Here is a 10,449-nt window from a genome sequence, read left to right as displayed (position 1 = left end):
CGCTGTTGTTCGCGGCAGAGAGCCTGGCCGACCGGCAGAAAGAAACAAAACAGTAAAATTCTTAAATAGGATTGGAGATGGGCATATGAACAGCGAACAGAATCAGTGCGGCGCGTGCGGCGGCGGAGCCTGCGGAACGGCCGGCGGTTGCGATGGGTGCAGCGGGTGCAGCGCAAGAGCCAGCGTATGGATGGGCGAGGGAGAGCTGGAGTTGTTGCAGGACCTGGCCCAGACACCTTTTCTTCCCATCGCCCGGCGGGAGGGGTCGCAGGACCCGATTTATTTGGAGGGTGCAAGATACACCCCGGCGGAGTATGGCCAGATTATCACGTCGCTGGCCCAAAAGCGGCTGGTCCGGCTGGACTATGATCTGCCGCTGTCGAATTTCGACTATACAGCTTACGAGGGATTTCCCCACAAGGGAAGCATGGCCCTCACCGCCGCCGGCCAGCATGCCTTGGAGCTGCTGGAAATTCAGGGCGCGTCTGAGGAGTGATCCCGGCCTCGGTGGATAAAAAATCCCCGGCAGCGCAATTTGCGCCGCCGGGGATTTTCCGATCAAAGATCCCTGCCATATGGCAGGGGTCTCCGTCCCGATGCGGATGGGATGCTTGTCGGGGACGGGTTTTCGTGTTAATAGGGTTTATCCCTTTTTCTTTTTGGGCGGTGCAGGGTCTGCCAGACGGTCAATCACCCGGGCATAACCCTCCGCGCCGTAGACCAGACATTTCCGAACACGGGTGATGGTGGCGGAGGATACACCGGTTTTTTCATTGATGGCGTTGAAAGTTTCGCCGTCTTGAAGCATCCGGGCCACCATCCATCTCTGGGCCATGACCTGAATCTCTCCGACGGTACACAAGTCGTCAAAAAAGCGGTAGCAGTCCTCCTGATCCTTCAGGGAGAGAATTGCCTGATACAGATGGTCTACCATTTCCGATTTCATTCTGCTCTCATACATCTTGCAGCCCCACTTTCAAAATCAGGCGCCGCCGTGCGTCGGCTCCGGCGGCGGGATTGCTTTTATACGGTAACAGGGTGTCCTATGGCCAAAGAATAACAGACTTTACCGCCACTGTCAATCTACTTTCCCCCGTGATCCGTCAATTTTTCCAAACATCGGCAGGCATTTATAGTTTAAAAATCCACATGATAATACACTATTCCTATATCTCGCTAATACGCTACCGATACACCGTGATAATGAACAAAAAACAATGTTAAAATGAAAAAATAAATGTTGATTTCGTACAAAAATGATGATATTATGTGTTTGTGCAAAAACGTTAAATCGACAAGCGCACAATACAGACAGGATTGTGGCAGGTTCACCCCTGGGCAGGGTGGACGGCGCTTCCGGCGCAAGAGAGCCGGAAGCGCGCCTGACCCGAACCATCGAAACCATTTCTCATATCTCACAGAACCTGTAAATGCCGCTTATGGCGCATCCCTTTCCGGCTGTGGCCCGCGAGGGCGGATGTTTTTGAAAGAGGCTGAAATTGCAGGACAAAAATTTGAAGCGAGGTAACGATTAAAATGATTATGAAGCCTTCTGAAATAAAGCATGTCGTTGTTGACGGACACAGCCTGACGCTGGAGTCCTTCGTGGCTGTCGCCCGCTATGGCGCGACGGTGGAGTTGGCTGCTTCCGCGCTGGAGGCCATGCAGAAGTCCCGCGCGCTGGCAGAAAAAATTGTGGCGGAGAACCGCGTTGCTTACGGGATCACCACGGGCTTTGGAGACTTCCAGAAGGTGGCCGTGCCCGAGGAGATGAGCAACGAGCTGTCCACCAACCTGATCCTTAGTCACTGCACCGGTACCGGTGATCCCTATTCCGACGAGGTGGTGCGTGGAATGCTGTTGCTGCGGGCGAACGCGCTGTGCGTGGGTGTGTCCGGTATCCGTCCCATTCTGGTGGAGATGATGCTGGCTATGCTGAACGCGGGCGTTACTCCCGTGGTACCTCAGAAGGGCTCTTTGGGCTCTTCCGGCGATTTGGCCCCTCTGGCCCATATGACGTTGCCCATGCTTGGTAAGGGCATGGCTAATTATAAAGGCGAAAAGCTCACCGGCGCGGAGGCCATGGCCAAGGCCGGCATTCAGACGCTTAAGACACTGGTGTGCAAGGAAGGCCTTGGCATGACCAACGGTACCTGCGCCATGACCTCCGTCGGCTCTTTGGCACTGTTTGACACCATCTGTGCCGCCCAACTGGCCGATGCCATCAGTTCTTTGGATTTTGAGGCCCTCACCGGCTTGCGTAATGCCTTTGACCCTCGTGTTCACGCTGTCCGTGGCCAGAAGGGTCAGATCTTGGTGGCGGCCAATATGCGCAAGCTTTTGGCGGACTCTGAGATTCTGGACAACTGCCAGAAGGACCGGGTACAGGACGCTTACGCCCTGCGCTGCATCCCTCAGCTTCATGGCGCTGTCCGCGACGCTCTGGAGTATGTGCGTACCAAGGTAGAGATTGAGCTGAACGCCGTCACAGACAACCCGTTGCTGTTCCTCGATGACGAGGCAGTTATCTCCGGGGGCAACTTCCACGGCGAGCCCATGGCGATTCCCTTCGATACGCTGGGCATCGCGTGCAGCGAGATTGCCAACGCCTCTGAGCGCCGCACCGAGCGCATGGTAAACGCGGCTCTGTCCAACGGACTGACCCCGTTCCTTACTACCAAGCCCGGCGTGAACTCCGGCTTTATGATTGTGCAGTATTCCGCTGCTTCCATGGTTTCCGAGAACAAGGTCCTGGCGCATCCCGCGTCGGTGGACTCCATTCCCTCCTCTGCCAATCAGGAGGATATCGTCTCCATGGGTACCACGGCGGGCCGCAAGGCGGGCTGGATTGTGCAGAATACCCTGTCCGTTCTGGCGGATGAGCTGCTGACTGCTTGTCAGGCGATTGATATCCGTCGCAATCTGAATACCCACGGGCAGGGCATGGCTCCCGTGCACGAGGCCATGTACAAGCACGTGCGCGAGAAGGTTGAGTTCTATGAAATCGACCGGGAAATCTGGCAGGACATTGCGGAGGTGGAGAAGATGGTCCGCAGCGGCGAACTGCTGGACATCGTGAAGAAGCACGTCCCCGACTTTGAATAAGCTACTTCTCAATAAGTAGATAAAAACTGCCGCGCCGATCTTCGGCGCGGCGGTTTTTTGCTTAGTTCTTTGCGGAGAGCATTTCTGCCGTTTCATGCAGGCTTTTCTTTTTGCAGAGTGTGTCTCTTGCCGATATCGTCCTTTTTCCGTGAAGCATGAACCCTCCGTTGCGTCGCCTAGTCAGTGAGGGGAGAACATGGCAGGAAAGGTGCAGCGGATGCAAGGGCACCCTGTCAACGGTTTTGGCAGCTTTAGGCCGACGGATATTTACGAGCGCGCGTATTCAGGCGGCGCTTAAAGCTTATGGGCTTGCAATGTGGAAATCATACCTTGTAAAGCTGATTCAAGGTACGCCGTACGTCCCTGCGGAGAGCAGTCCTGGCCCGTACGCGGATTGGTTGTAGGGATATTTGCCAGACGGAACGTCTTGCCACTGGGGAGGACCCGCCCGAGAATCCTGTTTCCGGCGCCGCACCGTGTTTGCGAAGAGAAAGACAAAGTCTGCGGTCCGGTGAATACCGGACCGCAGACGGTCAGATTGCGTTTGTTTTTGGCTCAGACAAACTGAGAGACGACAATCGCCGTGATCATCAAGGGAATGTTGTAATGAATAAAGGTGGGTACACAGGTATCCCAGATGTGGTTGTGCTGTCCGTCTGCGTTCAAACCGGCCGTGGGCCCCAAGGTGGTGTCGGAAGCGGGGGAACCGGCGTCGCCCAGAGCGGCGGCGGCAGACATCAGAATGATGGTGGCGGGTATGGAGAAACCCATCTGCTGGCACAGAGGCACATACAGCACCGCTACCACGGGGATCGTGCTGAAGGAGCTGCCGATGCCCATGGTAACTAAAAGGCCGATCAGCGTGATAACGGTGGCGGCGACGAGCTTGTTGCCACCCATGATGCCGACAGCCGCCTGAACCAGCTCATCCACCGCACCAGTGGACTTGATCACGTCGGCAAAGCCGCCGGCAACCAGCATGATAAAGGCGATCATGCCCATAATCCTGAGACCGCCGTCAAACTGCTCGTCAATTTTCTTCCACTTGATGGCACCAAACACGAACATGACCATCAAGCCGCACAGGGCGGACAGAGCCAAAGACTCGGTGGGAATCTGAACGGCAACCACCACGACGATGGCCAGAAGGGTGACGGCATGCTCTTTGGTGAACTTATCGGAAACCGCATCGTGAGCAGACATATCCACAGACAGTTCCTTGTACTCGCGGGGCTTGCGATAGGTCACAAAAATGGCCAAAATCAGGCCAAACAGCATGGCAGCGCCCAGAATCCAGTTGTATCGCGCAATTTCACCAATGGTGGTGGTCATGCCGTTCTTGGTCATGTTGTCGGCAATGATGCCCATAAAGATGGCACCGAAGCCAAAGGGAATGGAGATGTAAGGAGCTTTCAGGCCGAATGCCAGAGCGCAGGCGGCCGCCCGACGGTCAAGCTTCAGCTCGTTAAACAGGCTCAGCAGGGGAGGAATCATAATGGGAATGAAAGCGATGTGAACGGGAATCAAGTTCTGGGACAGGCAGGCCACACCGGCCAGCACCACCAGAAGGAACTTGGCGTTCTTCCCCATGATTTTGGAGAGCTTCTTAGACATCATGTCGGCCAGGCCCGTGGCGGCAATGGCAGTGGCAAAGGTGCCCAGCAGGAGGTAAGCCAAGGAGGTGCCGCCGTTTACGCTGAAGCCGGCGGTCAGGATGCCCATGGCCGTGGGAATGTCAATGCCGCCCAAAACGGCGCCAACGATGGCGGCAATAATCAGGGACAGAAGAACGTTCAGCTTCAATAGACACAGAACACACAGAATGACTACGGAGATAAGAACCGGATTTAATAAAATAGACATTATTTCAATCTCCCTTTCCTAAAAGATCTCTAAAATCTTTAAAATGCTAGAAATCTCTCTTTCCTTATGATTGTTAAAATTTGCAGTGTTTACGGGAAACTTTTTAGAGCGGAGCGCCGGGAGTTGCCGGTGCGTCCGCTTTTTCCATTTTCCGTAATTGCCCTCCTTTCCGGACAGATTCGCTGCAACAATACAGACATAGGAAAGACTGTCCGCATTTGAGGGCGGACAATCGGCGCCGAGGGCGGTCGAATACGGGCGGACGCGGTCTGGGCAAGACTGCGCTTTCTCACATAGCCCTTTCCGAAAATACTCGGCAAAGGTCTCACGAGAAAACGGGATTCCGTCCGAAAAGTTCCTCCGGTTTTTCCGTGATTAGGTGTATATTACATGATAGAGCGTCTATAAAACGTCTATTTTTGTATGATTCACAGAGAGCGCGCAAGGATATATCTACTGTCCGGGTTGGTATTTCCAACATTCGCACGGCGGGATATTAAGCCTGCGGAACAGCCGTGAACAAGGCTTTCATTAATTGGTTTTCCGGGCCTTGGGAAGAGGAGGGCGGTTTATTCGACGTCGGCGTTTTAATAAAGAAAAGTATATCATTTTACAAACAAATTTACAATATATTCCAAACAATTATTTTTGATTCCCGATTAAATAAGGCATTAAAGAGTGCTACGTTTTAAGACATGTACGCGAAAAGTATGCACTTTCGGGGAAATACACCAGAAAAATAGGTTTCAAAAGAGTAATTTATTTCATAAATCAGGGGTTTTCGTTACATTGTCCTCAAGTCTTACGTGTCCATTTTAAAGGGGTGGGGCACGGTATATACGAAAAGCTAAATATTCGGGGTAGAATAAGTGAATTCTTTCGAAAATTTAAGCGAATTATACAAAAATGATTGGAATATAGAGAAATTCAGTATGCACGAAAAAGAACATGCTGTATAATGTCATAATAACTTATCAAATTTTACGCGCATTAAGAAAGCTTCACTTGGCTGGAAACCTGCGCGCTTATTAATAGGTAGAGGATATCGGTGCGGTTTTGAAAATGGATGCAAAACGATTCCTTTGGGGTTCACCCCGTTTTGTCGGAGCGATGACAAGTTGGGAGAAACATAAAGGAGGCAACTGTGTGAAAAACGCCAAGGAAAAACTTGTGCTGGCGTTAAAAAAGGGATCGGTCCGGGGCTTTGTGCTCATTGTCCTTGTGTTTACAATATCCATTGGTTTGCTTTTGCTGTGGGAGAAGCAAAAGCTGGACACGGAATTTGAGAGAATCATCGTCTCCACTCTAAATACCAATACGCAGCACACCGCCACGGTTATTAAACGGGACATCGCGGAGGCACTGAAATCCCTGAGATCGGCGGAAGCCTTGCTATTAAGCTCTGAGTTCGAGCTTGAGGGAGATATTCAGGAGCAGTTGGACCGGCACACCGGCTTTGTATCCGGCGATTTTGTGACCTATCTTTCCAATGAGAAAATTAAGGAGGGAAAGCTGCCCGTTAGCCAAGAAGACGAGGGGCGGCTTCAAAAGGGCATTACCATGATCAGCGTGGTGGCCGACGAGGAGGAAAAGAAGGACCTTTTGATTATCAAACCTCTGATCGGCGATTTTGGCATGACGGGCGCGCTCTGCATCCGCCTGAAAGGGAAAAATTTGCTTTCCAGTGTTTCCAACGGCGGCGTTTATCGGAACCCATATAGCTGCGTGATCACCGGCAGCGGAGAGATTGTCAATAATACCTATCAGCCGGAGCGATTGGGAAATCTGCTTGACGATCTGCGGGGATATGGCCTGTCGGAGACGGAAGCAGGCAAAATGATGGTGAGCGTGATGAATGGGGGCTCCTCCAGCGCCAGATTTTTTCGTGGCGGGGATACTTATTTTCTTTCCTCTGCGCATCTTGAATATAACGGTTGGTATCTGGTAAGCGTTGTGCGGGGACCTGATGTTCTACTGCGCTCCGTCGCACTGTTTCGGGATGTGGTGATCACCAGCATCACCACCATCCTGATTACTGTGTCGGCGGCGGGGATTACTTTTTACCAGCTTCGTTCCAGCAAAGAAAAGCTGAAAGCGTCCCAGAAACGCAACCGGGCGTTTGCATCCCGGTTTCAGGCGATGTTTGAACAACACGGTGCGCTGAAGGTGGTGGTAGACGCGGAAACGGGAGAAATCATGGACGCGAACCCGGCCCTGCTGCGCTACTTCGGCTTTGAGAAACAGGAGATGCTGGGAAAGAACGCGCTGGAGTTTAACCTTTTGCCCCGCGACATTCAGCGCCAAAGGATACATGAAGAAGTGGATACGGGGGCACTTTATGTGGCCGCACCTCACCGCCTGAGAAATGGTGAGACAAGGCTGCTGGACGTATACGCCTCCGAAATTTGGGACAAAGACCGCAGGCTGTTTTATGCGATTTTATTTGATGTGACCGAGCGGGAAAACTATCGTGAGGAGCTTCTTCGGGAGAAGGAGTTGCTGCACACTACGCTCCAGTCCATGGGCGATGGCGTGGTCACCACGGATCGGGCGGGGATCATTACGGGAATGAACGCCGTTTCCGAGCGGCTGACGGGTTGGGGTGACGGACAGGCTTTGGGCAGGCCCTTTTCCGAGGTATTTGTTCTACGCAGCGAGGAGACGGGCCAAGCGGCAGAAAATCCCATACAAAAGGTGCTGGAGACTGGTGTGGTCATGGGACTTGCCAATCACACAGAGCTGGTGGACCGACAGGGGAGCCCCACGCCGATTGCTGACAGCGCCGCCCCCATCCGTGGGGACCAGAGCCAGGATATCCTGGGCGTTGTGATGGTTTTCCGGGATGTCAGCAGCGAGAAAGCCCACAGCAAGGAAATCGAATTTTTGAGCTATCACGACGCTTTAACGGGTCTGTATAATCGTCGGTTCATCGAAGAGACGATGAGCCGCATGGACGCGGCGGGAGAGATTCCCGTCTCGGTGATTATGGCAGATGTAAACGGCTTGAAAATCACCAACGATGTGTTTGGGCACAGCGCGGGAGATGCGCTGTTGAAAAGCGTGGCCAAGACGATGCAGGAGTGCAGCGGGGAAAGTGATTTTGTTGCTCGGCTGGGCGGAGACGAATTTGTGATTCTCATGCCCGGGAAAGGGCTGGAGGAAGCGGGGGCGGTTATCCGGTCCATCAAGAATGTTCAGGTTGAAATCAGAGGGAGCAGTCTGGCGCTCAGCCTGTCGTTGGGGTGCGCATGCAGGGATAACGCTGAAACCACCGTACAGTTTGTGCTGCAGCGGGCAGAGGAATACATGTATCAACAAAAGATGCTGAACGGAAAGAGCTATCGCAACGCTATCATTAGCACGCTGCTTGCAACCCTCTATGAAAAGAGCTGCGAAACGGAGGAACACTCCAAGCGTCTGGAAAAGTATTGCCACGCCATGGGCAAAAAACTTCAGCTTTCCTCCAAAGAGATGAACGAGCTGTCTCTTCTTGCCCTGCTGCACGATGTGGGGAAAGTGGGCGTCAACCCTGATATTCTGAAGAAGTCGGGGCCGCTCACAGACGCGGAATGGGTCGAGATGAAGCGGCATCCCGAAATCGGGTTTCGCATCGCCCAGGCGACACCAGAGCTTTCCAGCGTGGCGGAAATGATTCTCGCCCACCATGAGCGCTGGGGCGGAGGGGGCTATCCTCGGGGGCTGAAGGGGGAGGAAATCCCCATGGCCAGCCGCATTTTCGCGGTGGTAGATGCCTATGAGGCCATGACCAGCGAGCGCGCATACCGTCTGGCCGTCCCCGTGGAGCAGGCCGCTTTGGAAATTCGGAAAAACATGGGCACGCAGTTTGATCCGCAGATGGCGGGATTGATGCTGGATGTGCTGCAAGAGGAACACGGGGGCATATTTTACAAGCCGCAGGTTTAGGGGGAGTTTGATGGACACAGAGAAACAGGCATTTACCCATAATCGTTTCAGATGGGAGAATCTTGGCGACGTCAAGGGTGGCCGGGGAGATTTAGGCTTGGAGATGCCGGTGCTGGTCTATCGCCTGATGCAGTATACCATGCTGGATGTGCTGAGCCGGGAGTGGGGCAGCGAGCGGGCTAACGGCTATTTTCGTCAGGCAGGATATCTGGCGGGATCGGAATTTGCAAAGCATATGCTGGATTTGACGGTGGAGTTCGGCGGCTTTGTAGCGGACTTGCAAAAAGCGCTTAAAGACCTGAAAATCGGTATCTTGCGGATGGAAAGCTATGTGGAGGATACCGGGGAAATTGTGCTCACAGTGGCAGAGGATCTGGATTGCAGCGGCATTCCCATCACCGACGAAACCGTATGCTACTATGACGAGGGGTTTATCGAGGGAATTCTGGAGGCGTACACCGGTGAAAAGTACAAAGTGCAGGAAATTGACTGCTGGGCCAACGGCGACCGGGTGTGCCGCTTTCGAGGAACGCCGGCTTAAGACGGAGCGGCATAGAAAGTGATGTGAGTGACATATGAACTCGGCGGCGGAGATTTTGCAGGACTATCTAAAGCAGGTGATGCACGACCCCGAGAGCGCGGTTTTAAATGTGAGCGAGCTGCCGGAGGAACTGCGGGGATTTGGAAACAGCTTGGTTGCCCTTTGCAAATGCCTGGCGGACAACGCAAGACTTGCCAAGTCCATTTCCAAGGGGAATCTGAATATAAAGTTGCCCCGGCCCGACAATGAGCTGGCCGCGCCCCTGAAAGCGCTTCATGCATCGCTCAGGCACCTGACGTGGCAGGCCCAGCAGGTGGCTATGGGAGATTATCGCCAGCGCGTGGACTTTATGGGGGACTTTTCCGACGCCTTTAACACCATGACCGAGCAGCTTGACCGGCGGAGGACAGTTCTTCTCGAGCAGATCCGCACCATGATGCAAAGCAGAAGCCTTTACGAAATGCTGTCCAAGCAGATTGAGCAGCAGATCATTGTGACCGATGCGGATACCGCTGATATTCTGTTTGTCAGTAGCGCGTCAAACGATCTTCCCATCAGCGAGGAAGGAGCGACAGAGCTGCTTGCGTGGCTGAAGCGACAGACAGACGCCATGCGCGGGAAGAGTGACATTTATGTGACGGAGCTGGAACTCCCGGCGGACGGCGGCAAGACACAGAATTTTTCCGTGTCGGTGCACCCCCTGCGCTGGGACCAGTACAACGCCATGGCGTTTGTGCTGGCTGACATCAGCGCGGAACGGGAGCAAATGCGTAGGCTTCAGAATATTGCAAATTTTGACACGCTGACCCAACTGAACAACCGACGGTATGGAATGGAGACGCTGGAGAAGTGGATTGCGGAGAAGCGGAGCTTTGCTCTTTGCTTCATCGATGTGGATAATTTGAAGCAGGTCAACGACTGGTACGGGCACGAGGAGGGCGACCGGTATATCTTGGCCATATCCGGCGCGATGCTGAATTTTTCTTCAAATGCGGTGGTCTGCCGCATCGGCGGGG

Annotated in this window: 7 protein-coding genes; 5 read left to right on the top strand and 2 right to left on the bottom strand. The window is 53.5% G+C overall.

The genetic code is table 11. From position 1 onward, the window contains the following. Nucleotides 1-85 precede the first annotated feature (85 nt). Nucleotides 86-496 carry a hypothetical protein gene (locus tag RT018_RS04085; protein ID WP_312939530.1) on the top strand — a complete coding sequence of 137 codons (411 nt, stop codon included), beginning with the start codon at nt 86-88 and terminating at the stop codon, nt 494-496. Between the two features lie 147 nt (nt 497-643). Here RT018_RS04085 and RT018_RS04080 read toward each other — a convergent pair whose 3' ends face one another. Then, nucleotides 644-946 (bottom strand): YerC/YecD family TrpR-related protein, encoded by a 303-nt coding sequence (locus RT018_RS04080; protein ID WP_312939527.1) that lies wholly within the window; start codon nt 944-946, stop codon nt 644-646. A gap of 590 nt (nt 947-1,536) precedes the next feature. Between RT018_RS04080 and hutH the strand changes: the two genes are divergently transcribed. Next, nucleotides 1,537-3,105, top strand: coding sequence for a histidine ammonia-lyase (gene hutH, locus RT018_RS04075; protein WP_312939526.1), 1,569 nt, complete (start codon nt 1,537-1,539; stop codon nt 3,103-3,105). A 555-nt stretch (nt 3,106-3,660) separates the two neighbouring features. Here hutH and RT018_RS04070 read toward each other — a convergent pair. Next, nucleotides 3,661-4,968 (bottom strand): SLC13 family permease, encoded by a 1,308-nt coding sequence (locus tag RT018_RS04070; protein WP_312939524.1) that lies wholly within the window; start codon nt 4,966-4,968, stop codon nt 3,661-3,663. Nucleotides 4,969-6,114: 1,146 nt separating this feature from the next. On the opposite strand from RT018_RS04070, the gene RT018_RS04065 reads away from it, so the two are divergent. From RT018_RS04065 to RT018_RS04055, 3 genes are all read left to right on the top strand, one after another. Then, nucleotides 6,115-8,892 carry an HD domain-containing phosphohydrolase gene (locus RT018_RS04065; RefSeq protein WP_312939522.1) on the top strand — a complete coding sequence of 926 codons (2,778 nt, stop codon included), beginning with the start codon at nt 6,115-6,117 and terminating at the stop codon, nt 8,890-8,892. A 10-nt stretch (nt 8,893-8,902) separates the two neighbouring features. Continuing rightward, nucleotides 8,903-9,433 (top strand): 4-vinyl reductase, encoded by a 531-nt coding sequence (locus RT018_RS04060; protein ID WP_312939519.1) that lies wholly within the window; start codon nt 8,903-8,905, stop codon nt 9,431-9,433. A 34-nt stretch (nt 9,434-9,467) separates the two neighbouring features. Next, a partial coding sequence (locus RT018_RS04055; protein WP_312939518.1) for a diguanylate cyclase domain-containing protein occupies nt 9,468-10,449 on the top strand: 982 nt, incomplete at its 3' end.

Source organism: Oscillibacter sp. (assembly GCF_032060045.1).
Classification (GTDB): domain Bacteria; phylum Bacillota; class Clostridia; order Oscillospirales; family Oscillospiraceae; genus Oscillibacter.
Note: the sequence above shows the minus strand (reverse complement) of the source record. Positions and strands in the feature narration are given on the sequence as shown.

Coding starts and splice junctions, on each gene's coding strand:
- hutH (WP_312939526.1), top strand. CDS start 1,537: ATGATTATGAAGCCTTCTGAAATAAAGCATGTCGTTGTTGACGGACAC.
- RT018_RS04080 (WP_312939527.1), bottom strand. CDS start 946: ATGAAATCGGAAATGGTAGACCATCTGTATCAGGCAATTCTCTCCCTG.
- RT018_RS04060 (WP_312939519.1), top strand. CDS start 8,903: ATGGACACAGAGAAACAGGCATTTACCCATAATCGTTTCAGATGGGAG.
- RT018_RS04085 (WP_312939530.1), top strand. CDS start 86: ATGAACAGCGAACAGAATCAGTGCGGCGCGTGCGGCGGCGGAGCCTGC.
- RT018_RS04070 (WP_312939524.1), bottom strand. CDS start 4,968: ATGTCTATTTTATTAAATCCGGTTCTTATCTCCGTAGTCATTCTGTGT.